This is a genomic window from Spirosoma sordidisoli (genome assembly GCF_004138325.1).
GTDB classification, from domain to species: domain Bacteria; phylum Bacteroidota; class Bacteroidia; order Cytophagales; family Spirosomataceae; genus Spirosoma; species Spirosoma sordidisoli.
Window position 1 is genome coordinate 217956 of sequence record NZ_SBLB01000009.1, and the last position, 25304, is coordinate 243259.

At 54.0% G+C, this 25304-nt stretch carries 21 protein-coding genes; 8 read left to right on the forward strand and 13 right to left on the reverse strand.

All coding sequences use genetic code 11. From position 1 onward, the window contains the following. Nucleotides 1-553: 553 nt before the first annotated feature. From EQG79_RS26315 to EQG79_RS26330, 4 genes are all read right to left on the reverse strand, one after another. Nucleotides 554-2056: a replication initiation protein gene (locus EQG79_RS26315; RefSeq protein WP_129605646.1), complete on the reverse strand. Its 1503-nt coding sequence runs from the start codon at nucleotides 2054-2056 to the stop codon at nucleotides 554-556. A 695-nt stretch (nucleotides 2057-2751) separates the two neighbouring features. Beyond that, nucleotides 2752-3741 carry a ParB N-terminal domain-containing protein gene (locus EQG79_RS26320; protein WP_129605458.1) on the reverse strand — a complete coding sequence of 330 codons (990 nt, stop codon included), beginning with the start codon at nucleotides 3739-3741 and terminating at the stop codon, nucleotides 2752-2754. Between the two features lie 12 nt (nucleotides 3742-3753). Then, on the reverse strand, nucleotides 3754-4713 hold the full coding sequence (locus EQG79_RS26325; RefSeq protein ID WP_077922879.1) for a ParA family protein: 960 nt from the start codon (nucleotides 4711-4713) through the stop codon (nucleotides 3754-3756). 159 nt (nucleotides 4714-4872) lie between these two features. Continuing rightward, nucleotides 4873-5226 (reverse strand): helix-turn-helix domain-containing protein, encoded by a 354-nt coding sequence (locus tag EQG79_RS26330; RefSeq protein WP_129605460.1) that lies wholly within the window; start codon nucleotides 5224-5226, stop codon nucleotides 4873-4875. Between the two features lie 319 nt (nucleotides 5227-5545). On the opposite strand from EQG79_RS26330, the gene EQG79_RS26335 reads away from it, so the two are divergent. The 3 genes from EQG79_RS26335 (at nucleotide 5546) to EQG79_RS26345 (ending at nucleotide 8443) form a co-directional block, all read left to right on the forward strand. Then, complete coding sequence (locus tag EQG79_RS26335; protein ID WP_077922881.1) at nucleotides 5546-5929, forward strand: hypothetical protein; 384 nt, start codon at nucleotides 5546-5548, stop codon at nucleotides 5927-5929. A gap of 327 nt (nucleotides 5930-6256) precedes the next feature. Next, nucleotides 6257-7147 carry a YitT family protein gene (locus EQG79_RS26340; RefSeq protein WP_077922882.1) on the forward strand — a complete coding sequence of 297 codons (891 nt, stop codon included), beginning with the start codon at nucleotides 6257-6259 and terminating at the stop codon, nucleotides 7145-7147. 33 nt (nucleotides 7148-7180) lie between these two features. Beyond that, nucleotides 7181-8443, forward strand: coding sequence for a cation:proton antiporter (locus tag EQG79_RS26345; protein WP_077922883.1), 1263 nt, complete (start codon nucleotides 7181-7183; stop codon nucleotides 8441-8443). A gap of 7 nt (nucleotides 8444-8450) precedes the next feature. On the opposite strand, the gene EQG79_RS26350 is transcribed toward EQG79_RS26345, so the two are convergent. From EQG79_RS26350 to EQG79_RS26370, 5 genes are all read right to left on the reverse strand, one after another. Further along, nucleotides 8451-9263, reverse strand: a complete 813-nt coding sequence (locus EQG79_RS26350) for an alpha/beta fold hydrolase (RefSeq protein ID WP_077922884.1) — start codon at nucleotides 9261-9263, stop codon at nucleotides 8451-8453. 17 nt (nucleotides 9264-9280) lie between these two features. Further along, the gene (locus EQG79_RS26355; protein WP_077922885.1) at nucleotides 9281-10108 is read right to left on the reverse strand and encodes a sugar phosphate isomerase/epimerase family protein; all 828 of its coding nucleotides are present in this window, start codon (nucleotides 10106-10108) and stop codon (nucleotides 9281-9283) included. Beyond that, nucleotides 10105-11184: a Gfo/Idh/MocA family protein gene (locus EQG79_RS26360; RefSeq protein ID WP_077922886.1), complete on the reverse strand. Its 1080-nt coding sequence runs from the start codon at nucleotides 11182-11184 to the stop codon at nucleotides 10105-10107. The genes EQG79_RS26355 and EQG79_RS26360 overlap by 4 nt, the downstream gene beginning before the upstream one ends. A gap of 532 nt (nucleotides 11185-11716) precedes the next feature. Then, nucleotides 11717-13348 (reverse strand): M1 family metallopeptidase, encoded by a 1632-nt coding sequence (locus tag EQG79_RS26365; RefSeq protein ID WP_394343326.1) that lies wholly within the window; start codon nucleotides 13346-13348, stop codon nucleotides 11717-11719. A gap of 118 nt (nucleotides 13349-13466) precedes the next feature. Next, nucleotides 13467-14402 (reverse strand): AraC family transcriptional regulator, encoded by a 936-nt coding sequence (locus EQG79_RS26370; RefSeq protein ID WP_129605462.1) that lies wholly within the window; start codon nucleotides 14400-14402, stop codon nucleotides 13467-13469. Nucleotides 14403-14539: 137 nt separating this feature from the next. On the opposite strand from EQG79_RS26370, the gene EQG79_RS26375 reads away from it, so the two are divergent. From EQG79_RS26375 to EQG79_RS26385, 3 genes are read left to right on the forward strand one after another with little or no spacing between them, the layout of a single operon-like run. Continuing rightward, on the forward strand, nucleotides 14540-15454 hold the full coding sequence (locus EQG79_RS26375) for a dihydrodipicolinate synthase family protein (protein ID WP_129605464.1): 915 nt from the start codon (nucleotides 14540-14542) through the stop codon (nucleotides 15452-15454). Nucleotides 15455-15466: 12 nt separating this feature from the next. Beyond that, nucleotides 15467-16471: a 4-hydroxyproline epimerase gene (locus EQG79_RS26380; protein WP_129605466.1), complete on the forward strand. Its 1005-nt coding sequence runs from the start codon at nucleotides 15467-15469 to the stop codon at nucleotides 16469-16471. Continuing rightward, nucleotides 16468-17730, forward strand: coding sequence for an NAD(P)/FAD-dependent oxidoreductase (locus EQG79_RS26385; RefSeq protein ID WP_129605468.1), 1263 nt, complete (start codon nucleotides 16468-16470; stop codon nucleotides 17728-17730). Before EQG79_RS26380 ends, EQG79_RS26385 begins: the two co-directional genes overlap by 4 nt. Before the next feature lie 23 nt (nucleotides 17731-17753). Here EQG79_RS26385 and EQG79_RS26390 read toward each other — a convergent pair whose 3' ends face one another. Next, nucleotides 17754-19526 carry an ABC transporter ATP-binding protein gene (locus tag EQG79_RS26390; RefSeq protein WP_129605470.1) on the reverse strand — a complete coding sequence of 591 codons (1773 nt, stop codon included), beginning with the start codon at nucleotides 19524-19526 and terminating at the stop codon, nucleotides 17754-17756. A 51-nt stretch (nucleotides 19527-19577) separates the two neighbouring features. Further along, on the reverse strand, nucleotides 19578-20609 hold the full coding sequence (locus EQG79_RS26395) for an alkaline phosphatase D family protein (protein WP_129605472.1): 1032 nt from the start codon (nucleotides 20607-20609) through the stop codon (nucleotides 19578-19580). A gap of 189 nt (nucleotides 20610-20798) precedes the next feature. On the opposite strand from EQG79_RS26395, the gene EQG79_RS26400 reads away from it, so the two are divergent. Beyond that, complete coding sequence (locus EQG79_RS26400; RefSeq protein WP_129605474.1) at nucleotides 20799-21998, forward strand: glycosyltransferase family 87 protein; 1200 nt, start codon at nucleotides 20799-20801, stop codon at nucleotides 21996-21998. A 281-nt stretch (nucleotides 21999-22279) separates the two neighbouring features. Further along, nucleotides 22280-23215: a sterol desaturase family protein gene (locus EQG79_RS26405; protein WP_077922894.1), complete on the forward strand. Its 936-nt coding sequence runs from the start codon at nucleotides 22280-22282 to the stop codon at nucleotides 23213-23215. Nucleotides 23216-23313: 98 nt separating this feature from the next. On the opposite strand, the gene EQG79_RS26410 is transcribed toward EQG79_RS26405, so the two are convergent. Continuing rightward, complete coding sequence (locus tag EQG79_RS26410) at nucleotides 23314-23682, reverse strand: DUF1304 domain-containing protein (RefSeq protein ID WP_077922895.1); 369 nt, start codon at nucleotides 23680-23682, stop codon at nucleotides 23314-23316. Between the two features lie 105 nt (nucleotides 23683-23787). Continuing rightward, nucleotides 23788-24969 (reverse strand): sensor histidine kinase, encoded by a 1182-nt coding sequence (locus EQG79_RS26415; RefSeq protein WP_129605477.1) that lies wholly within the window; start codon nucleotides 24967-24969, stop codon nucleotides 23788-23790. Nucleotides 24970-25304 lie beyond the last annotated feature (335 nt).

A 25304-nucleotide genomic window follows, 5' to 3' on the forward strand; every position in this document is an offset into this window, starting at 1 on the left:
AGGCCTGCCATCTCAATTCTAAACGGCGCTGCAGGGGCCATAATCATCTAGAATAAATCATCTTCGGCGGGCTGCTACAGATCCAAATTGCGACACATCCGGCTAATTATATCTGATCGTTGCTTTACAGAATAGGCCGTTAGCCGGGTTCTCGACGCTATTGCGCCACCCATCAGGTGTAGATGGTTTCTGAGCTCTGTTCATAATCAAATAATAGACTACACAATCGAAATTATTGATTAATTAGTAGATGTTTTAGTGCTGTTTTTTGGACTTTTTAGCTTTTTCAGCCCCAGCCGGTACCAATAGACTTACAATAGATTTTAACTAAAATAGCTATTCTTATTTTCACAACTACTTGTGGCCAATTACAGTATTTTTTGATAGCGATCATCGGTACTATTTACCATTGCACGCTTTTATCGAGTGGGCATAAAACATCAACAATTATCTCATAATCAGCATATAATGCCTTATTTTTCGTTTTGCTAGCCAGGTTTCTGAGCATAAAGGACAAAATGTCCTTTATGCTCAGAAACCTGGCTAGATACCGTTATTTGATAAAATAAGGGATACCATTTTCGTTGAAACCAATCTGGACTCCGAACTCCCGTTCGGCAATTTTCTGGAAGGTTAGGCGCCGGTCATAGGCAGTATGGTTATTTACCCAGTAACTCCCGATCTCACTTTTGGCCAGATCGGTGGGCTGGCCACCAGATTCGAAGTAAACAGGATTATTCGCCTGGGTCGTCAGCAGTTGATCGAGCAATGGAGTGCGGGCATCTTCTGTCATTTTATCGAAGGCCTGCAAAAAGTAAGTATGCTCCCGGCGCTCAAAATCAGTAATGATTAACTGCATCCGCTCCTGCTCTGCCTGCTCCTGTTGCTTCTGTTGTAAACGAGCTCGTTCGCTTTGTCGTTTGCCTTCTTTCTTCAGCCGAAATCCCTTGTATCGGGCAAACGTTTCGGGAGTGAAAAAGGCTACACTTTTGGCCTTTGCTTTGGTATCGATCAAACCTGTGAATGCGTCCAGCACCGTATCCCGGCCATGCTCGGTTACGTAACCATCAATTAGTAGTTTGCTGGTGAGCGCATCGGGTCGGTCTTCAATCCAGATCTCTTTGAAGAGTTCATAGAGCTCCGCAAACTCGGCTACGGTCAGTTCGGGTGAAGCGGCTGGTACAGGTTCAGCCGCCGGCTCGGGTTGGGGCTCGTATTCGGTTGTGAGTTCAGGCCCGGTTTCGGGCGGACCTTCCGGAACGGGTAGAATTTTGGTTTTATCCTTTGGCTTGATAAAGAAGATCAGCCCGGTAACTCTGGGTTTCTGGCCCTGTAAGTTTTCACCAACTTTCTGATACGACAGCCTGATATCGGTCTTTTCGTTGATCTCCTCCAGCGCCGGCATCAGTACGTACTTCTCGAAGGCGGCAAACCGCTGGTACCCGCTGGTGTTATACCCGAAGCGTTCTTTGAACCGTACCAAATCACTTTCATACCGGCCGTAATTGAGCCACGATTTGAAGAACGGATATAGTTTAATTGCCTGCGCATTCTGAAGCTTGTGGACGTTCTGTTTTAGAAAGCTGTAATTGCCTTTCTCTTTAACATCGAGGATGATTTTAACCAGCTTTTCGTGAACCTGTACCTGAATGGTGCTGCTCTTGTGATCGTGCGTCGAGAAGGCTACGATAGGGCTGCGGTGTTCTCCTTTCTCGTCTTTCCATTTCAGGATGGTTGTCTGCAAGGTTTCTACCGACGTGATCAGGTGCTGGTAGTTCTTGGACTTGGCCGCGCCAATATCTTTCAGGAAATCTTTGATGACGATCTCGATCGTGATGTTCTGGTTGTTGGCAACGCCAACAAGGTGCTCGGGTTTGAGCCTGGATACAATCTCGTAAAAGACCTTGGGGGTGTAGATTTCCGTTATTGTCTTCTGCTCTGATTTCGAAATAGCCCGAACGAATTTTGGACTCGCGAGCGGGTTATTCATGATAATGTACTCCGGGTTCTGCTGAAGAGCCTCTATGTCTTTTCGGGTGTCGGGCTTATCACTCATATCGGTTCTGGTGAATCGCAAGGTGAGGCAATATAAAGTTAATATGTAAGTTTTACCCAGTTTCTTACATTTTATTATCCTGCCGACAAACCGCACAGAATGAGGTCCTGGTGGCGCGTAGTCAATTGAATTGCCGTACCAACCAACTTACACAATCCCGGGCAGTCTATTTTAAAAATAAAAAAGTATTATATAATGGACTTATTCATTCTACTATAAGGACTCATAACTAGAAATGTATAGGCAGCAGTTGGGGAAAAGCACAAACTGGTCTTAAATATGGCCTAAAGTGCCCTCCACATTCTCGTACCAAATGACTTACATATCCGTACCAAATGACTTACATCCGGTACCAAATGACTTACATTCTCGTACCAAACGACTTACATATCCGTACCAAACGACTTACATCCGGTACCAAATGACTTACATTCTCGTACCAAACGACTTACATATCCGTACCAAACGACTTACATAATTAGCTTATAAAAACCTGATAGTCAACAGGTTAGGCGGGGTCTAAAAATATATTAAAAATAGAAAAAATAGTATCTAAAAATAATAGAAAAAACACACTCTAAAAAAACACCCACCTGCCGCAAGACTGGGTGGGTGTTTTTTTCTTTTTTCAAATTTTAAACTTTCCTTTTACCGCTCTTCCACTTTTCCCTTAACCCCCTGTTGCGGCCGCCCCCTTATAGGTTTTTCGCCCTCTCTCCTGAATGGTTTTCAACAAGCGTCTTTTTAAGCATCGCGGCACAGTCAATGATCTGATCGCAGATACCTATTTCATCGGCACCGGTAGCGGTCAGTGAAGCTAGTAAGGAGTGTAACCGTTTGCGTAGTGCGGCCGGTTTGGCTGGTTTGCTCATCTGACGCCCGATAGATACCGAAGCTGGCTTGTCTGCCGCAACGAGTTGATCAGACCCGGTCAACAAACTGTCGATGGAAGTGAGGCTACCAGCTGGTATATCACTTTTTGCCAGTTGTTGTATCACCGACTTGCTTACCGAGACACTACCGGCCAGAATAGAAGCTTTCAGGGCAGGAGCCAGTTTGTCCATGCCTGCGGCAAATTCGGCATCGCGTTTAATCGTCTTTTCGTTGACGTTGTACTGTTTGGCTATCTTCTGGGCGGTCGATTCGGCTTTTGCCTCCGGGTTCGAAGCCGTGTCGATAAAGTCGGCTGAAGCATATGGGACATTTTGTCCTTTATGGTTGTCCCGTTTGTATTTGCCCCGTGTCCCGCGTTCATCGAGGTAGCGTAAGCCGCGAAAATAGGCGGTCTGTTCCGGGGTCAGGTTCCGGCGTCCCAGCTGATTTTCGATCATGAAGCTCCTGACCTCATCCATGCCCGAGAAGGAGACCAGGTTAACCCGAAAATCGATGCCGAAACGCTGACAGATGCCGTATCGATTGTGGCCGTCTACCAGCACATATACCGGGCTTATATCGTCCGAACCGGCCAGGCTACCCTCGGTTGTTTCCCATACCAGCAGCGCTTCCCGACAGCCGTCTTTCCGAATGTTGTTTTCCAGCTGGGCCTGTTCGTCGGGGAGGAGTGGGGGGATGAAGGCCTGTAGCTCGGGCAATACCCGGATGTTTCGACGAATGTCTTCGTGCCGGAGCAGGCTCTGATCTTTTATGATTTTCTTCGTGCTCAGCGATTCCATGTATTTTTTCATACCGGGTGCAGTTTAGGCGGTAAGCAGTTGAGGAGCTGGCTGAGTGAATTCGTGGGCCAATTTTAAATAATCCTGAGCGCCGTGTGATTCTTTAGCGTAGGTGAACACATCACGTTGCGCTACCTGCGACTCTTTCAACGATACATTCAGCCGGATTTCAGTCTTGAATATCCGGAAGTTACTCAGGTTGGTATGGACGTACTCAATCATGTCGCGGTGCAGCTTCAGCCGTCGGTCAACCATGGTCAGTACGATACCTTCCACCGTCAGTTCGTGGTTGATGCGGTCGCGGACCTGGGTGATGCGGTCAATCAGGCTGTTTATGCCTTTCAGCGCCGACACCTCGGGCTGGAGCGTTACCAGACACGACTGTGACGCAACCAGGGCCGAGTTGGTAAAAATGTTGAGCGCCGGCGGACAGTCGATGAGAATGTAATCGTACTCCGATCGGAGGGGAGAGATCGCGTTCCGAAGCTGATTGACGCCCCCGACTACCTGTACCAGCTCGAGATCGGCATAGGCCAGCTCCAGATCGCTCGGCGACAGATCGTACCGTTCGCCGATGTTGAGAATGGGTAAGGGTTCATTGTCGAGCAGGGCGTGTTTAACCTGTTTTTCGGGTTCGTCGACCCCCAGCGCCTGAGACAGGTTGCCCTGCGAATCCATGTCGATCAGCAACACGCGGTAGTTCATCCGCGACAGGGCCCTGCCCAGGTTCAGCGTCGTCGTCGTTTTACCAACCCCCCCTTTGTGATTGACTACCGAAATGACTCTGGCTTTAGGCTGGTTCTGATACCCATATCGAATCAGGACCGGGAACAGGGCGCCGAGGTGTTTTACGTTCAAAACCCGATCGCCAGCCACGGCTTTCAGCAGCGTGCTGGCCGGCAATCCGGCTTCCTTTTCTAATACAGAAGCTGACAGCGCCGGGTTTCTGCGCAGAAACTGAACAGCCTGTTCGTGAGTGATCATGGTAATGTGTAGAGTTTAGAATTGTCTTATAATTAGGGCAAAAGTATATCTTATGTCTTAATTTTAAGACAAACCAAACTATTTTTAGAAGAATTAGCTTAAAAAATGAGGGAGAGGGACGCGTTGTGTTCGTTTTCTGGCCCTGAATAGAAAAATACCCTAGTTGATGGGTGGGAAATCAGAGTCCACTTCGGTACGGCTGTGGTCAACAGCGGATTGCTCAGTTGGAGCGTCAACGGCCTGTTGAACCGTTAAACCGCGAACATAGGTCATATAACAGAGCGACATCACCTTTTCGGGGGGAAGCCCGAAATAGGTAGCGAAGTTGTGCATATGTTCCAGCGAGATGCCGTTCAGGTGCTGCTGCTTCAGCTTGTACCAGTTGGAACGGCCAACACCAAACGCTTCGATCACTCTGCTTTGCTTGATACCCATGACATCGATAAACTCGAAAAGATCACGGTAGAGTGGGGGAGCGACTGTGTCAAACTTTTTGCCAACAGGAGTGGCCATAGGAGCGATGATAAAGGTAAACAACGAATGAACGCTGAAATATAGGCCTAATTTACAAAAACTGGCTGGTCGAAGGCGGCAAGGGGACGGAAACGTTAGCGAATGTACGGGCAGGAAATTATTCGGTCGGATCGGGACGGATGAAATACACCGGAACTACAGAGCAGATCGACCCGGCCTTACCAACGTCGCCCGGGCGAACGGCCAGAGGGCTATTCACCCAGAAGGAGAGCAGCAGTCGGTTGTACGATAATAAGTTGCGAGTTTGCCTACTAATTTAATGGCTCTTCCTGAAAAAAATACTTTCTTTACCTGAAGCATGGGAAAAAGCGGACTAGACATACAGCAATCAGTAAAATGGATAGGTGGCCTCCTGGCAGCCTGGCTGTTGCTGTTGTTGCCTGTTCGGGCTGCTGACTTGCCGGCTGTCAGCGAACAGGCCTTTTTGACTACCGCTTCGTCCGAAAACTGGGATACTGATTCCGATTATTCTTCCTCGGCCTACCACGACCACCGGATTGCGGTTGTGAGCCCCAGGGCCGGTTTTTCGTTTCTGCCATCCGTCGTTTTCCTGCCCAGCCTATTCTCGGCTTTCTGTCGTACACTCTGTATTGAGCTGCTCGGTCAGTCGGGTGATTCGTATTTCTGGTTCGGCTTCCTCAGACCGATTTTTGAACACCAGATTGCGATTAACGCGCCCTGATCCGCCGGGGTCTTCTTCATTACCGGTTGTCTGGGTAGGTATCACCGCAAACGGTATCGGCTTCCTGGACCACGTGCATCAATCCGTAGACCTGAAAAGGTTCGGTTCGTCAGGCCCATCAGGGGCATAGCTGACCCGACACCTCCGGTAGAATACCCCACCGCCAATTGTGTGGGATAGGCGTGTGCATACCCCCATTTCTCGTCAAAGGGAGGCTGCATCAGTTCCCCGCATGTTTCCCGTATCCTGTTTTGATGGGGTGAGCCCGGCTCGTGCGCTCATTCCCCGATCTGTATCCATTGATCCATACTAATTGATTTTCTTCATATGATTACTCAAACTGCTTCTATAGATTCTTCACAATCTCATGTTCAACGGCTTAAAGATCTGGCCCTGCTGTGCGCCGGTGTGCTTTGTGCCGGTATGGGCCTGAAGGGATTTCTGTTACCAAACGATTTCATCGATGGCGGGGCCATGGGCATCTCGCTGCTCCTCGAAATAACGACGGGTGTGGAGCTGGCGTTGCTGGTGGTCCTGGTCAACCTGCCGTTCATCTGGATGGGCTATCGGCAGATTTCGACCGGGTTTGCCATACGAACCGTTATCGCCATCGGCCTGCTGGCTCTTTGCCTGGTGGTGGTTCCGTATCCCGTCGTAACCACGGATAAGCTGCTGATATCGGTTTTTGGCGGTTTTTTCCTCGGAGCCGGCATCGGATTGGCCATTCGGGGTGGGGGGGTGCTGGATGGCACGGAGGTTCTCGCCATCTGGATAAGTCGCCGGTCGTCGCTGACCGTTGGCGATGTTATCATGGTCATCAACGTGCTGGTATTTGGAGCCGCGGCCATGCTGCTGACCGTAGAAACGGCGCTTTATGCCATGCTGACCTACCTGGCTGCTTCCAAAACCGTCGACTTTCTGATCCACGGTATCGAGGAATACACGGCCGTGATCATCATATCGGATTATCATGAGGTGATCCGCGAAATGGTTACCCAGGAGCTGGGGCGGGGCATTACCGTTTTCAAGGGCGAAAAAGGGTACGGCAAGCGGGGACTTCAACAAAATGACACCAATATTCTTTATGTAATAGTAACCCGCCTGGAGTTGACCCGCCTGAAAGACAGAATTGAGCGTATTGATGCCAATGCGTTCATTGTCAATCATGGGGTTGATGATACCAAAGGCGGAATGGTTAAGGGGCGGCCCCTGCATTAGTGGCTGCATCGACACATTTTCTCCGAGCGAATAATGCTTTCATACAACTATGATTTATGGCTGGTAATCCTGGCTGTCGCCATATTGGCGGTAGCCTGGTTACCATCCCTGTTAAAAGATTATCCGCTGTCGTACCCGATTTTGTTTGTAGTGGCGGGCTGGCTGTTGTATAAGCTTCCGTTGCCGCTGCCCGATCCATCGCCCATGCTGCATCCTGAGCTGACGACCCGGCTAACGGAACTCTGCGTCATCGTAGCACTGACGGGTACGGGCCTGAAAATAGATCGGCGGTTCAGCTGGCGCGGCTGGCGTTTACCAATCCGGCTGGTCTGGCTTACGATGGTGGTAACGATTATCGTATTCGCCTGGATCGCGGCCGACTGGGCCGGGTGGCCATTGGCTTCTGCGATTCTGCTGGCGGGTGGACTGGCTCCCACGGATCCGGTACTGGCGGGCGACATTCAGGTGGGTGACCCGAACGAAGGGAAAGAAGATTCGGTGCGGTTTGCGCTGACGGCCGAGGCCGGTTTGAATGACGGCATGGCGTTTCCGTTTGTTTTTCTGGCCATTGCGATTGCTAAGGCGGGGTCGCTATCCTCGGCAATGATTACCGAGTGGGCACTGTACGATATTGGGCTTCGGGTCGGCGTGGGGGTGTTGGGCGGGTGGCTTTCGGGCCGGCTGCTGTCTTACCTGATCTTCGGATTACCTCAGCGGATCAGCATCAAAACAACGGCCTACGGCTTTGTGGCCCTGGCCGTGACGCTGATCAGCTATGGCCTTACGGAACTGGTGCATGGCTACGGATTTCTGGCCGTTTTTGTGGCGGCCATCACTATCCGGAGCCACGAACGAACCCACGAGTACCACACCTACATGCACGCGTTCTCCGATCAGATTGAGCGGCTGCTGATTGCGGTTTTGCTGTTGCTGTTCGGAGGAACCATAGCCGAAGGGTTGCTGGATTCGTTGACCTGGCGGGATGCGCTCCTGGGCGCGGGTCTCGTACTGATTATCCGTCCGCTCGGTGGCTGGCTGACCCTGGGCAACACCGGGGCTACTGGCCTGAAACGATGGATCATAGCCAGTTTCGGGATTCGGGGTATCGGTTCTTTGTTTTATATCGCATTCGCGCTCCAGCAGGTATCTTTCGACCAGCCGGAGCGGATATGGGCGCTGACGGGATGGACAATCCTGCTCTCGGTTTTTCTGCACGGCATCTTGTCTACCCCCGCCATGAACCGATTGGATCGGCGCAACGCAGGCCCGGTCGTGGTGACCGATCCGGCCGAATGATCCGGTTTTAGTTCCCCCCGTTTCCGACGGTCAGGAACTCGATCATGCATCGGTTCACATCGGCGGTATGCTGGTCAGGCTCCGTATACCGGGAGGCAATCTCCCGAAACGAGGCATTCGGTAGTGCGTTCGCCCAGGTCGTGGCCATAGCCACGGGGTGAAGCGGGTCATCCGGAGAACCCATAACCAGCGTAGGCAGAGCGAGCCGCGACACCTCCGCCCAATCCTGTATGGGCGCGCTATTGACGATTTCTACCAGTGTGCGGGCAGTCAGTGGTGGGTCGGGTCGGTTCAACTGACCCATTATTGAATCTGCACAGGCCGGGTTTTTGGCCTGAAGGGTAAGAAATGGCTCATCCTGCAGCAACCACGCTCGGGTCGCGAGGGTGTCATGACCGGATTCCAGCCGTTTCCCGAGTCGATACAGGATCATCAGTGGCGAAGGCAGGGGCTGGTCTACCCAGGCGGGCCGCAGCAGCACCAGGCTCCGAATCTGATCCGGACGGTTCAGCGCGTATCGAATGGCGATGCCGGCTCCCATCGATAGGCCGCCCAACACAACAGGGCCCGTTATCTGACCTTCCTGAGTCAGTTGATCCAGCCAATCGGCCACCGCCTGAGCAAATGAATCGAAGGAGCAGGGTGTGGTTGGTAACCAGCGGGCGTCGCCATGCCCCGGCAGATCAGGGACAAGAAGTTGATAACCGGGAATTGGCTGCAGTAGCGATGGCCATTGTTGCCGGTTACCCCCCAGGCCATGCAGCAGTACCAGCGGCTGCCCCTGGCCAAGGTTTGTGTAGGGAAGTAGGGGATAGGTCATTTCGTTTGCAACAAGCGCTAGGTCTGGTGTAGGAGTTCCCGGATAAAGGCAACGCTGGTACTTACTTCGGCCGCGGATAAGCCGTGCAGGATTAGATTGCCCCGGTAGTCGATGGCCCGTAACCCCTGAATAAAGTCATTGTAAGGGAGCCGACCTGTACCGGCCGCCACAACCTGCCCCGATGCATCCCGATCTTTGGCATGGACTGACCGGATGGCGTCACCCAGCTGATCGAGACCACGGGCAATCCGTTGACGAACAACCGCAAGGGGCTCGTGTTCAAAAAGATTTGCCGGGTCAAAAATGATTCGCAGCCGGGGTGAACGAACCTCCTTCAGCAACTGAGCGGCTTTTTCGACGGTATTGATAACGTTGGCGGTCTCTGGCTCAATACCCAGGTAAAGATCATAGTGCTCGGCCAGCTCCAGCGCCTTGTCCAGCGATTGGCGCAGATCGTACCAGGCGTCCGGCCGATCATTGTCCGGATGGGCTGTCCACATATCGGTCTGGTGCCGGGTTCCGGTACAGAGTGTAAGCAGATTGGTACCGAGCCATGAGCACTGGGCGGCAATAACCCACAACTGACGCAAGCCGTTAACCCGCACCGACCGATCGGGGTGGATCATGTTGAACGTACCCGAAACGGCTTCGAGCGTTACCGGCGACTGAGCCAGCGCCTGCTGGATGAAAAAGCGGGCAGACGCATCGACAGCATCGGGCATGGACGGCAGTCCCGCGCAGGAAAAATTAAACTGAATGCGGCTCAGCCCGTGGTCCTCGACGGTCCGTAGCACGTCGGGCAGGGGCCCGGCAAACGTTTTGGCGAAGATGCCTACCTCCATCATAGCTCCCCTTCCTGTAGGTTGTCCAGATAAACCAGCTGGCCCGTAGCAACCGCCTGCTGCACTGCCAGCATAGCGCGAACGTTATCCAGCCCCTCGGCCACGGTGGTACCCTGCTGCGGCAACCCATTCAGAATGGTATCGGCGAGTCCTTCGAGTTGTAAACGATAAAAATGGGCATCGGCACCCAGAACCTGATGGTACATGGCATCGCGCTCGGAAAAGCAGCTGACATCGCTGCCTCTGAAATACCAGGGGTTGTAGGTTTTTGCCTGAACGCTGCCCCACTGACCGGCTGCTGAAAAGCCTTCATGCCAGTCGCCCCGGTAGCCGATGGTCAGGTCCAGATGCCCAACGGCGCCGTTCGTAAATTCGGTTTGCAGCGTCCAGTGATAGGCGCCGGATTTTTGCACCAGCCGCGCCCGGATCGACCCGATTGGCCCCGCCAGAAACCGGGCGGTATCGAGCAGGTGGCTACCATGAGCCAGGAGGTAATAGCGTACTTTGTCGGCTTTTTCGTCGTGACCGGGTTTTAGTGCCCTGGCGGATAAAACAGGCAATGGCTGCACATTGTCGGTAACTGTATATCGATGGGTGTTATCGCTGTACCAGCCGTTAAAAAACATAAGCTCGCCAATCTCGTCCCGGATGAACCGCCGTGCGTAGGCAATACCCGGATCGAAGCGTTTCATGTGACCCACCTGGACGTGTACCTGCTGCTGCCTGGTCAGTTCCTGAAGCCGCAGACAGTCGGTGAGCGAGGTTCCCATCGGTTTTTCAACCAGCACGTGTTTACCGGCTTCGACCGCCCGCAGGGCCATCGGCAAATGAAAGGCATCGGCCGTCGCAATCAGAATCGCTTCAACGGCCGGGTCGGCCAGCATGGCGTCATAGTCGCGGTAAGCCCGGCGGGGTTGCCAGATGGTGGCCATCCGATCGAGCAGGTCGTCGGCCGCGTCGCAGAGCGCGTAGAGTTCGGCATTGCGAGCTTTCTGGCAGGCTTCGAAATGGGCAAACTGAGCAATTGGCCCACACCCAAGTAGGCCCACCCTGAGTAATCGATCGTCCTTTCTGATCATACAAACTAGCCGGGTTAAGAAACAATAGCCGCAAATAAGCAGGAACGGGCCATCCCGGCAACTGGCTAGCGGGTGACCCCATGGACAAACAACATCAAAATTGCTAGCACGAGCTGATCGCCACCCTGCACCGGACTGGTGTCTACATGTTTAACCACTTCGGTCAGAGACTGGCGCTCTTCGACCCGTCGGTGCAGTAGTACCATCGTACACCGTCGGGTATCTGAAGTGTATCCGGGTAGGTTGACGGCGGTGGACTGAACGAAAAAATGGCCGACTTCAACCCGGCCAACCGATCAGCTGGTTTCGAAAGACCCAGTAGTGCGGGAGGTCTCCGGTTTGCCGTCGGTTTGCTATTCAATTTTATCCTGGGCTCTGGTATGCCGCTGCGTTTCTGGTTATTGGCGGTTTCTTCCTGGTCTGCGGGTTGCTGCTGTTTGTCGGTTAGAAAATTGAGGCCCCGGCCCATGTCGATATGGCCATGGAGTAGTGAACCCAAAGGTGGTGAGCTAATCGCCCCCGGCGTTCACGGCTAATTGGTCTGAGCGCTGGGGGCGGTTTCGGTTACAAGCTGGGTAAGCACGTAAAAATTTGGGTCGGCCGTGAGGGTTTTGTCCCTGACCGGTATCCGTTGCCAGCGGGTGGTTGGCCGCAGGAGCTGGGTCGGCCCCGATTCGCCGAGGCATACGTTTACCGGCATGTCGAAACCGTCAACGCAGTTTGTCCAGCGATACTCCAGCGTGTTGCCAGTGAACCGGTAGGCAAGGGTCGGTATCCGGGTGTCGCGCAGGTACTGGTCAAATACCTTCTGTAATTTAAGCCCGGTTAGCCGGCTCAGCTCGGCTTCGACCTGCCTGCCCTCCACGGTTTTGTGGTAAAACGTCTTGTTGAGTCCGCGCAAGGCCCGACGCCATTTGACATCGTCGTTTACCAGCTGCCGGATCGTGTGGAGCATGTTGCCCCCTTTGTAATACATATCCCCCGAACCGGCGTGGTTTACCCCGTAGATACCGACAATGGGCCGGTCATTGCGAATCAGTTTCCGACAGCCAATGACGTAGGTAGCCCCCGCGTTTTTACCGTGATAATACTCGACGTACAGGTTTTCGGCGTAGTTGGTAAAGCTCTCGTGTACCCACATGTCAGCCACGTCTTTGTAGGTAATATTGTTGGCGAACCATTCATGACCTGATTCGTGGATGATGATAAAATCCCAGAGCAACCCCCAGCCGGTTCCTGACAGATCCCGGCCGCGGTACCCGTTTTTGAAGCCGTTTCCGTAGGTTACCGAACTCTGGTGTTCCATGCCCAGATAGGGGGCCTCAACCAGTTTGTAGCCATCTTCGTAAAACGGATACGGCCCGAACCAGTGCTCGAAGGCCCGCAGCATGGGCTTTACCTGTTTAAACTGCTGCCGGGCTGAGTCGGCGGTTTCGGCCAGCGCGTAATAATCGATGGTCAGCGGGCCTTTTTCGCCCCGGAGTGTATCAGACCAGTGTACGTAGTTGCCGACGTTCAGGTTTACCCCGTAGTTGTTGATCGGGTTAACGACGGCCCAGGTAAACGTGCGGGTTCCGTCACTGTTCTTTACCACACTACGCAGCCGCCCGTTCGATACGTCGGTCAGCTGCTCAGGAACCGTTACCGCTATCTGCATGGAATCGGGCTCGTCATACATATGGTCTTTACAGGGCCACCAGGCGCTGGCCCCTAGTCCCTGGCAGGCCGTAGCGATGAACAGCTGCCCTTTTTTATCCCGCGAATAAACCATGCCGCCGTCCCAGGGTGGTTTGCGCGCTACGCGTGGTTTGCCGCCGTAGAAGACCGTGATCGATTCGGTCCGGCCAACGCGCTGGGGTTTTTTCAGCTGAATAAAATAGGCATCACCGTCCCGCCGAAACGGGAGAGACTGACCATCCTGCTCTACCTTTTCGATCTGCACGGGTCGCTGCAAATCAATCTGCATAACCTGGCCGGGTTTCAGAACCCGGTACCGAACCGTATTGCTACCGCTCAGGGTGCTGTCTTCGGGGTGTAACCGCACCCGAAGATGATAGTGGGCCAGGTCCCACCAGGCCCGTTCGGGGGTGATGGTGCCCCGAAGGGTATCGTCGTGGGTAAACGCATAGTGCTGGGCGTAGCCGGGAGCCGGCCGGAGGGCCAGGAAAATAAGCAGGAAACATAGTCCCAGATCGAGGGGACGGAGCAGGCGGATGCGAAAGCTGGAAACCACAGTGTCAGGTACGTTCACGGGCTTGTGAGAACCCGGAGAAATGAGCGGCTTAATAAGCGTTTACCGGGTCTGATACGTTCTTAACCCGATTTTTGAGGTCCGTATTGCCCGGGAGAGGAGTCTGATCGACGGCGCGAAGATAATGACCTGGGGTCAAACCTGTAATGGCTTTAAACTGCCGGTTGAAATTAGACAGGTTACCGTAGCCGCAGGCCAGCGCGATCTGGCTTATGCTGTCGGGTGTTTCCTGCAACATGCGGCAGGCGTGTTTGATCCGCACTTCGTTCAGCAGGCGGGAAAATGTTTTTCGGGTGTGCAGTCGAAAAAACCGGCAGAAGGCACCGGGGGTCAAACTGGCTTCTGCTGCTACATCCTCGAGGGTAATGGGCTGGGCATACCGGTTCATGATGAAAGAGAACACATTATCGAGCCGCTGGTGGTCATCGGGTCGGCGTGGTTTTTCATAGGCCGTGGCCGACAGCATTTCGCGGTTCGGATGGGCGGCCAGCTGGTCGAGCACCGAAAACAAACAGGTCAGCTGCTCGAACGGACGAAGCCGGTGCAACTCTTCAAGCTGGCTGGTCAGGGCGTTCGGCTGGGTGGCCCGAATACGGACGCCATAGATCGAATCCCGCAGCAGGTGGGTCAGGTGTTCCAGTTCGGGCAGGCCAAACAATGGCCCATCGGCCGGATTGTACCGGAGAAACACGGAGTACGACAACGCCCGCTGGGCAGATCCGGCTTCGAAGTAAGCAGGATCATTTCTAAACACGTGCGGGAGGTTAGCTCCGAGCAACAGCACATCGAAAGGCTGAAACCGGTCAATCCGGTCGCCGGCAACCAGAGTACCAACCCCCTCGCGGATCAGGGTAAGCTGATACTCGGGATGAAAATGAAGTCGGTTATACAGGTGCGGTCCATCATCGACCTGTACCCGAAACGAACGGGAGTCGACCGTTGGAACACGAAACAGTAAAGGTTTCATGATACAGTAAAGCATACACAAGCCGTATAAATACTTAAAATGAGTGAAAAATGTATTAGTATTCGCTAATTCGCCATATCTAGCAGAAGCGGATCTGCCGGACATTTGTCTGTACCTTTTTCAACCGGATAGCTCATATGGCACAACCTGTTCAATGGGAGGGCGTATATCCCGCCCTGCTCACTCCGTTTACGGCCGACGATCAGCTCGATCTGCCGCTGTTTGAGACCAATCTTCATGCTCAGCTTGAGGCTGGTGTACATGGCCTGATACTGGGAGGGTCCCTTGGCGAAGCCAGTACACTGACCCGGCCGGAAAAGATAACCCTGCTGCAAACGGCGCAGTCGGTCAGTAACGGCCGTGTACCGGTGTTGATGAATATTGCCGAGCAGGCCACGCGCGAAGCGGTAGCCTGCGCCCGGGAGGCCGAAGCGCATGGCGCCGATGGGCTGATGGTCTTACCCCCCATGCGGTACTATGCCGACCCGCGCGAGACCGTGGTGTTCTTTAAGACCGTGGCGGAGGCAACTTCACTGCCGATCATGATCTACAACAATCCGTATGATTACAAGATTATGACCACTGTGGCTATGTTCAGGGAGCTGGCTGAGTTACCGAACATACAGGCCGTTAAAGAATCGACCCGCGATCTGACGAACATCACCCGGATGCGCAATGCATTCGGCGATCGATTCAGGATTCTGGGCGGGGTGGATACGCTGGCTTTCGAAGCCCTCGTACTGGGCGCCGACGGCTGGGTGGCTGGACTGGTCGATGCGTTTCCAGCGGAGACGGTGGCCATCTATGAGTTGACGAAAGCTGGCCAGTTTGATGAAGCCCGCGACATTTACCGGTGGTTCATGCCCCTGCTCGAGCTGGACATTCATCCGAAGCTGGTTCAGTATATCAAACTGGCGGCCACCGCAACCGGCATCGGGTCTGAACACGTTCGCGCCCCCCGTCTCACCCTCGATGCGGCAGAGCGCGAACAGGTTTGGTCGCTGATTCAAACGCAGCTTGCCTGTCGGCCGGAGTTAACGGCTGCTCGATAATACCTATTCCATATGCCAGACTTTCATTTTTTCTGCATCGACGCGCATACCTGTGGTAATCCGGTACGGGTGGTTACGGGAGGCAGCATTCCTGCGTTGATCGGTGAGTCGATGAGCGAGAAGCGGCAGCACTTTCTGCGCGAGTACGACTGGATTCGCAAAGCGCTGATGTTCGAACCACGCGGGCACGATATGATGTCGGGAAGTATTCTCTACCCGCCAACCAACCCGGCTCATGATGCTGGCGTGTTGTTCATCGAAACCTCAGGCTGTTTACCCATGTGTGGGCATGGCACCATCGGTACCGTTACAGTAGCCATCGAGCAGGGACTCATCACACCGAAAACGCCGGGGGTTCTGTTGCTGGAAGTGCCGGCGGGTCTCGTTCGTGCCGAATACAAGCAGGAAGGGGGGCGGGTAAGGTCAGTAAAGATCACCAACGTGAAGTCGTATCTGGCCGCCGAGAAACTGACGGTCGAGTGTCCCGATCTGGGAGAGCTGACGGTCGATGTGGCCTACGGCGGTAATTTCTATGCCATCGTCGATCCGCAACCGTCGTTCCCCGGGCTGGAGCATTACAAGGCCGAACAACTCATTGCCTGGGCCCGCGTCATGCGTCAGCGGCTGAATGAGCGGTACACCTTCGTTCATCCCGAAAACCCGACGATCAACGGACTAAGCCATATCCTCTGGACGGGCGCGCCGTTACAACAGACCTCTACAGCCCGAAACGCTGTTTTCTACGGCGACAAAGCCATTGACCGATCGCCCTGCGGCACCGGCACTTCGGCCCGACTGGCTCAATGGTACGCCCAGGGTCGGCTCAAACCGGGCGAAACCTTCGTCCACGAAAGTATCATCGGCTCTATATTCAACGGGCGGATCGAGGCCGAAACCGAGCTGGGCGGTAAGCCTGCCATCGTGCCTAGTATTGAAGGGTGGGCGGTTATCCACGGTTACAACCATATTATCGTAAACGAGGCTGATCCCTACCGGTTTGGCTTCCAGGTTTTATGATCCAGAACAAAGGCCTCCATGTCGGAATCATTGGTGGCGGTATTGCGGGCCTGTGCTCGGCCTATTACCTGCGACAGGCTGGCTACCGGGTGACGATCTTCGACCAGAACCGGATTACCGATGGGTGTTCATTCGGCAATGCCGGTATGATTGTACCCAGCCATATTATTCCGCTGGCGCAGCCGGGTATGATCGCCAAAGGACTTCGCTGGATGCTTCGGTCGACCAGTCCGTTTTACGTAAAGCCCCGGCTCAACGCCGATCTGGTGCGCTGGGGCTGGCTGTTTTACCGGCACGCCACAGACGAGCACGTAGAGCGGGCCATACCCGCGCTGCGCGATATCAGCCTGCTCAGCAAGCAACTGTATCAGGAACTGGCCGCTACGGACGAGCTGAGTTTTGGCTGGCAGGAGCGGGGGCTTTTCATGCTCTACAAAACCGCATCTGCCGAACATGAAATGGGCGAGGAGGCCCGGGTAGCCAACCGGGTGGGTATTGAAGCCCAGGTATTGACCGGCGCGCAGGTGCAGGCCCTTGAACCGCAGGTCCGGGTCGACGTTCGGGGGGCGGTGTATTACCCCGGCGATGCGCACCTCAACCCGGCAGAACTGATTAGCTCGCTGATCAGCTGGCTGCGGATTTATGAGGTTCAGTTTGTGGAAGAAGCGTCCGTTACGGGTTTCAAAACCGACAACCGTCGGCTGAGCAGTGTCCATACTAAACACGGTGACTATCCGGTCGATGAAGTGGTTGTAGCGGGCGGGGCCTGGTCGCCGGAGCTTGCCCGGCTACTCGGGTTTTTCCTCCCCCTGCAGGGAGGAAAGGGCTACAGTTTCATGGTACCAAATCTGGCCAGTAACGTGCAGATTCCGGCCATCATGCTGGAGGCAAGGGCCACGGCCACGCCCATGGGGAACAGCCTGCGGTTTGCGGGTACGCTGGAGGTGGCCGGCACCGATCAGACCATCAACATGAATCGGGTGCGGGGTATTTACGAATCCATCAGCCAGTACTATCCGGACATTCCGGTGCAAATGCCAACCGTAGATAAAGTCTGGAAAGGGTTGCGGCCCTGCTCGCCCGACGGTTTGCCGTACATTGGTCGTACAGGTCGTTTCGATAACGTAACCCTGGCCACCGGTCATGGCATGATGGGGCTGAGTCTCGGGCCCGCTACCGGGAAGCTCGTTGCCGAAACCATTGCCGGAACCAGCACCGGGGTTAAGCTCGACCCGTTCCGACCCGACCGGTTTGCGTGAGCCGCCCTGGGGTAGGAGAGGGGTTAGTCGGGTTCTACCGTGGCCGGGTCAATGACCTTCCGTTCGCCGATCTGCTGGCGCCACATGGCGTAGTACAGGCCCTTGCGCTCGACCAGGTCGGCATGACTCCCTGTTTCCACGATCTTTCCTTTTTCGAGCACGAAAATGGTGTTGGCGTGCAGGATGGTGGAGAGCCGGTGGGCAATCAGGATAGTGATCTGTTCATGCAGCGCCGACACTGCCCGAACCGTAGCGGTAATTTCATCTTCGGTGAGCGAATCCAGCGCCGATGTGGCCTCGTCGAAAATCAACAGCCGTGGGTTTCGAACCAGCGCCCGGGCAATGGACAGGCGTTGTTTTTCGCCCCCCGACATTTTCAGTCCCCCTTCGCCGATGGGCGTATCGAGGCCTTTTGCGGAGCGGGCCAGGAGGTGGTTACAGGCGGCTTTGTCGAGGGCTTCGAGCATCTCGGCTTCCGAAGCGTCGGGTTTGACGAAGAGCAGGTTCTCCCGAATGGTACCCGAAAAGAGGTGCGTATCCTGCGTGACGAAACCAATCTGCCGACGCATCGGGTTGAACCGGAGGTCTTTCGTTGAGATGTCGTTGTAATAGATTTCACCGCCTACGGGTCTGTACAGGCCCACCAGCAGTTTAACCATCGTTGATTTACCCGAGCCAGAGGGGCCGACGAAGGCAATGGTATCGCCCAGCGCAGCATCGAACGATACGCCGTCAATAGCGTTCTGGCTGGCTCCTTTATGCCGAAATATCACGTCAGTGAACCGCAACCGCTCGATCGGACCCACCTCGATCGGTGATTCGGGATTGCGCTCGATGGGTTTATCCATCAGCGATGCGAAACTGTTCAGCCCGGCTTCGGCTTCGCGGTAGGCCAGAATGATATTACCGAGTTCCTGCAGCGGGGTGAAGATGGCGACCGAGATGAACTGCATCGAGATCAGCTCGCCGGTGCTCAAAATGTCCCGAAAAATCAACCACAGCAGGGTGAACAATACCGATTGTTTCAGGATGCTGAGCGTACTGCTTTGCCAAAACGACAGCAGCCGCACCCGCCGGACTTTGAACATCTCCAGCTCGAAAATTTTACGGGTCTGGCCCGTCAACCGCCGAATCTCCGAAAAGGTAAGGCCCAGACTCTTAACCAGCTCGATGTTCCGGAGCGACTCGGTTATGACGCCTGACAGGAGCGCCGTTTCGCGGTTGATGGAGCGCTGGGTCGTTTTGATCTGTCGGCTGAGCAGGCCCGTGAGCCCGCCCAGCAACAACACCCCGATCAGAAACACAGGAACCAGCGCCCAGTGTTTCGTGACGGCGTACCAGATCAAAAAGCCCATACCCACTACCGACGCAAAAAGTACGTTGATAAACGAGTTAATGAATTTCTCGGTGTCGGTACGGACCTTTTGCAGAATGGCCAGTGTGGCCCCGCTGCTCTGGTCGCCAAACTCCTGATACGACAGCCGAAGGGTTTGTTTCAGTCCATCGTTGAAGATATCCGTACCGAATTTCTGCACCACCAGCCGCGTGACGTACTCCTGCAGGGCTTTCATGACATTAGCCAGAATGGCTACCCCAACGGCCAGACCCAGCAGTTGTAAAACACCGCGTATTTTCTCCGACTCAGTTTTCTGCCCCGGATTGGTGGCATACTCGTCGATCAGTTTACCGAAGATGATCGGGTCGATCAGGGCCAGCGCCTGCGCAACGCCCGCCAGGCCCAGCGCCAGAACGGCCAGCCAGCGGTATGGATACAGATATTTCCAGAGAATGGGCACGCCTGTAGGGGTTAACGTGTGACAAATGCAACGCCGACCCGTTCAGACCGTTCAGAAGCTAACCGTCTGGGTAAGGTGAGTGGCCTGGCCATCGCCGTTGATCCGGACGGTAGCCGTCAGCGGTTTAGCTTCCCAGTTGATGGTGATCAAACCGTAGTTCAGTTTGGCAACCATCTCACCCACGCGGTGGCGGTTTGGTTCTTCATGCGGTTTCGACACGTGGGTCAGACCACTGCTGGTAATGTCGAAGAGGTCGTAGCCGAGGCCGGGAACCCGAACGCGCGACACTTCGGCAATATGCCGGTCACCACTAAGCAACAGTGCGCCCTTCGGCTTTGTTTTGGCCAGCAGGTCCAGAAAGCGCTGGCGGGCAACGGGAAAATTGCCCCATTTCTCGTAAGGGTGTTCTTCGGGCAGGAACTGAATCCCGCAGCCAATCAGATGAACATCCGCATCAGAGTTCGTGAGCTGTTTCTCCAGCCATGTCCACTGAGCCTCGCCCAGCAGATCGCCCGAAGGATCCGGTACGTTCAGCTTGCCTTCTTTCTTGAGCGGGTCGCGGAAGTAGCGGCCGTCGAGGAGGATGACCTTTACCCGTTTTCCGGCCGGGCCATAGACGTGGGCTGAGTAGGCCCCTTCCTGCTTGCGAAGCGGATCGCTGGCCGGTACATCCAGAAAGTCGAGCATTAGCTGCTGGCTCTCCTTCCGACGCGGGTACTCTTTACCACCGTCATTCACCCCGTAATCATGATCGTCCCATACGCCGATGATCGAAGCCGACTGACGTAGCTGCTGGTAAACGGGGTTGGCTTTCTGACGATCGTACTTCGCTTTCAGGGTATCCATGTTTTCGGTATCCCCGTACACGTTGTCACCCAGCCAAATCCACACATTCGGCTTTTGGGCCACGATATCATCCCACAGGGGCTGGGGGCGCTTCTGATCACTGCACGACCCGAACGCGATCGTTGAAATGGGCGCCTGGTCGGCCCGGTTATTGGTTTCCGCTTTAGGTGTGCGGCATCCGATAACGGCTGCGCAGCCCAGAAAGCCAAGGGCAAGTTGTTTGGTAAATGATAGCATCGTTGACTGGTTAATTGCACAAAACTAGCTAGTCGATGGCGGACTAAGACTGACTTCAAGATTTGTTAATACAGGCTGAGGGGTGTTTCCCAGCGAAAAAAACGGGGGATGATTTATAATCCATAAAAATCTATTTAGTATACAGAGGCAACTGTTGTAGTTTTGGCGCCAGTCACCGATACAGCCTGCATGAATCGCTCACGTTATCAAAAAGTCATCCTGTTTTTTGGCAGAGAACCGGTACTGCTCACTGTATATGGCCTGATCACCCTGCTCGCCAGTATCCAGCAGTATCTGTTGACGCCCACGTCTGTTGCCGGTAGTGAACAGTTGTATACGCATTACAACAACTATGTAATTTTCAAGAATTCGTTCTTCCACCTGCTCGCCAATCAAAACCTGTACACTTACTACCTGGCCGAACAGTGGGATCTGTATAAGTACTCACCTACGTTTGCGCTGCTCATGGCCCCGCTGGCGTGGCTGCCCAACTGGCTGGGTCTCTTTCTCTGGAATGCGCTCAACACGCTGGTCCTTTTTTTCGGCATAAAACATCTACCCCGATTGTCCCGGGAAACAACCGTTAAACTGAGGTGGTTTGTCCTGATCGAGCTGCTGACCTCCATTCAGAATTCGCAAAGCAACGGGTTGATTCTGGGTATGCTGATCTGGAGTTTTATTTTCCTGGAGCGGGGGCGGCTGATCTGGGCCACCCTGTTGATGCTGGGCAGTGTTTTTATAAAAATCTTTGGGGTTGTAGCGTTTATGCTGTTCCTGCTATATCCCCGCAAACCGGTAGCCATGGCGTATACCCTGGTCTGGACCCTGATTTTACTACTTCTGCCCCTGGTGGTCATAACGGGCCCGCAACTGCTGGCCCAGTATCAGAACTGGTGGGTCATGTTACAGGCCGACCATTCAAGCTCGCTGGGTTATTCGGTCATGGGCTGGTTATCGACCTGGTTTTCAGCGGAACCTCCCAAACTGCTCGTCGTTGGGCTCGGGGCGATGTTATTATTGGTTCCGCTAGTCCGCTTGTCGCTCTATGCCGACTACGGCTACCGGCTGCTGCTGCTGGCTTCGGTGCTGATCTGGGTGGTTATCTTCAACCACAAGGCCGAGTCGCCGACCTTTATTATTGCCATGGGGGGGGTGGCCATCTGGTACTTTACCAGGACAGCTACCGCTATGGACCGGGTGCTCGTTCTGCTGGCTTTTGTCTTTACGTCACTCTCGCCGACCGATGTTTTTCCGGCCGGCCTGCGCCAGTCACTCGTTGAGCCTTATGTCTTCAAAGGCGTCTTCTGCATCGCCATCTGGGGGCGGCTGACCTATGAACTCCTGACTCGGGACAGGAAGCCAACCCGCCCGGAATTGACCCCGGTTTGAGCAAAACGAGCAAAAAAGGGTTGAATTTTAAGCTAGAACGCCTACTTTAGTCTAGCGAATCGTTGTCAGGCTAATCAGATTCTAAGCAGCCGCTAAGTAGTTTCTAAGCAAATTCCGGTTCTTTTGGGCCAAACCTGACGGCCTGAGTGAGTCGTCCCTGGTTTAGAAAAGTCAACCCAGCGTTGTGAAGATGCAGATCCTGCAGAACGCCTTTCGTCGTGACGTAGACAAGGACAGCCAGTTGACTACGTTTTTTATCAGCAACCTGTTAGTACTCCGCTATGAACACTTCTTTTTTCGGTGCTCCCCCCATTTCATTAGACCAGCTTGGTCCCGTCGAGCAGTCGGCTCCCAACCTCATCCTATGGGCTGTTCCCTTTATGATCCTGTTTACCGCAATCGAGATGATAGCGGCCTATGTGGAAGAAAAGCCGTTTTACGAACGCAAAGAAACGGTCGGTTCGGTGCTGGTAGGGCTGGGGGCGCTGGCCGTAGGAGCAGCCACCAAACTCGCGCTACTGTATGCCATCGTCTGGATCTACAATGCCCTTCCCTGGCGCATGGAGCTGGCCTGGTGGACACTGCTTCCGTGTTACGTGATTTTTGACTTCTTCAGCTACTGGGCGCACCGCATCTCGCACGAGCAGCGGTTCTGGTGGGCGACCCATGTGGTACACCACTCCGGTGAGCATTATAACCTGAGCGTTTCGTTCCGGCTAAGCTGGGTGCAGCATCTGAAAATTATTTTCTTCCTGCCGGTGGCGCTGATCGGGTTCCACCCGGTTATCTTCTTCACCACCAACCAGATTGCCGTTCTGTTTCAGTTCTGGGTGCATACGGAATATATTGGTAAACTGCCCCGCTGGGTCGAGTATGTTTTCGCGACGCCCTCGAACCACCGGGTCCACCACGGTTCGCAACCCAAATACATTGACAAGAACTACGGCGCCACCTTTATCTTCTGGGATCGGTTGTTCGGCACCTATCAACCCGAAGAAGAGCGGCCGATTTATGGCATCACGACCAATATTGAACAGAAAGGTAACCCGTTTCACATCAACTTTCACGAGTTTGCCGACATGGCCCGCGATGTGAAGAAAGCCCGTGGTCTGCGCCAGAAGCTGTTCTACGTGTTCGGTAGCCCCATCAAAATCGCCGAAACCAAGCAGGCAGGTGAGGCCAGGCCCGAACCAGCAGAAATGCCTTCGGTTGCCTGATAAGCCAAAGCCAATCTAGTTTATAAAGCCAGGCGGGGCCTTTGATATCAAAGACCCTGACTGGCTTATTTCATGACCTGATAGTTATCGCTGCTGACCTATCCCCGGCTGAGGAGCGTACATACCAGCGCGATCAGGGCCGGTACCGCCTGGATGAAGAAAATAGAGCGCTGGGCAGTTACGGCCCCAAACACACCGGCAACAATCACGCATCCCAGAAAAAAGCAGGCGACATGAACCTGCCAGACCGGGTCCTGAATCAGCAACGACCAAACCAGCCCGGCCGCCAGAAAACCGTTGTACAACCCCTGATTGGCCGCCAGCGATTTCGTCGGCTCGAACAGTTCGGGCGGGAATGACCGGAAGGTTTTACGACCCCGGGTTGTCCAGGCAAACATTTCCAGCCAGAGAATGTACAGGTGTTCAACGGCAACCAGTCCAACGAAAATCTGAGCGACTACTTTCATGGCACGATGGGTTTAGATGTATACACACAAAGCCAGGGTAAGCAAATCGGGCCTGCCCTGGGCTTTACCGATGAACAAGGGTACGAATTTCGTTCGCTAAACCAGCTAGATCGGTAAATAAATGCTAAAGACAGCGCCCTGCCCCGGATTACCAGTTGCCTTTATAAATCCGCCGTGGTTCAGAACCACCTTCTTGGCAATGGCCAGCCCTATGCCGGTTCCGGGGTATTCGGTGCGGTTATGCAGCCGTTGAAAGGCACCGAAAATTTGATCCGCGTAGGCCTGATCAAAGCCGATGCCGTTGTCCTGAACCTCGATCAGATGGTAGGTCGGTCGGGCGCTGATGGGAGTAAACTCGACGGGTAGCTCGTGGGCCTGAACCGTTCGGCTATGTATGATAACGTGGGGGGATTCGCCGGGGCGGGTAAATTTGATGGCGTTGGTCAGCAGATTCTGAAAGAGCTGGTTGAGCTGGCTTGCGTCGCATTTTACTTCGGCCATGGGGGCAACCTCAATCCGGGCGTTAGTCTCGCCGATGACAACTTCAAGGGCGGTCAGCACGGTGTCAATAATGTCGTTCAGATTGTTTTTCCGGAAGGTATCGGGCTGTCGGGTCAATCGCGAATAGTCGAGCAGGTCGTTGATCAGCGCCGACATGCGGACCGACGCGTTTTTCATTCGATTGAGCAGGTCGGTTCCGTGGTTCCCGAGTTGCGCGGCATAGATATCGATCATCATGTCGCCGAACTGCTGAATTTTTCGGAGTGGCTCCTGTAGATCGTGACTCGCTACGTACGAGAATTCGAGCAACTCCTGGTTCGAGCGCATCAACTCCTGATTAAGGGTGACCAGCTCACTGGTCTGATGCTTCAGCACGAGCTGCATCTGTTTGACCGAGGTAACATCAGACGTGATAAGCACCAGTCTGTTTTCGTACCGGCTCACTACCAGGTCGAACCAGCCGTCAATCCCGTCCCAGGCATAGGCCAGCTCTGATCGTTGGTAGGGTTGGCCGGTATGCAGCACCTTCAGGTATTCGTCATACAATCCCCTTGATTTGGCGCTGGGGAAAAGCTGGAGGTAGGAAACCGGCCGGGGCAAATCGGCCGGTAAGGCGCCCCCATACATTTCCCGTATCCGGTTGTTGACATACACGAAGTTAAAATCGATTACCTGCCCCTGCTCGTCAGTTATAGGCTCAAAAATGGCAACCCCTAGCTGAGTCGAATCAAGGATATGGCGCAGAAACGAAAGTTCATTGATCAGAGCGGAAGGCAAAGCAGACATAATCAATAGTATTTGAATAATCTACTAAATCAGAAGGGTAAAGTTTAGGGCCAGACCGATAGTTTACTGAATGGTAGATGGCCAAACAAGGGAATGGCCGGCGCGGTAATCTAATGTTTTTCTAAGATTAGGTTAAGTTCATTCTAAGTAGTTGCCCCGTAGTTTGTTGGTTATCGCTGGTTGATCAACAATAAGCCTATGTTTTTACTGCTCCGACTGCTAAAACCGCTGGCTGTCCTTACGGTTTTTGCCTCTCTCTTTTCCGTTGTGCAGCTATGCAGGGCTGTCAACATGCTGCGCAAACGCATACAATTTGGCGGATTTCTGGTTTATAC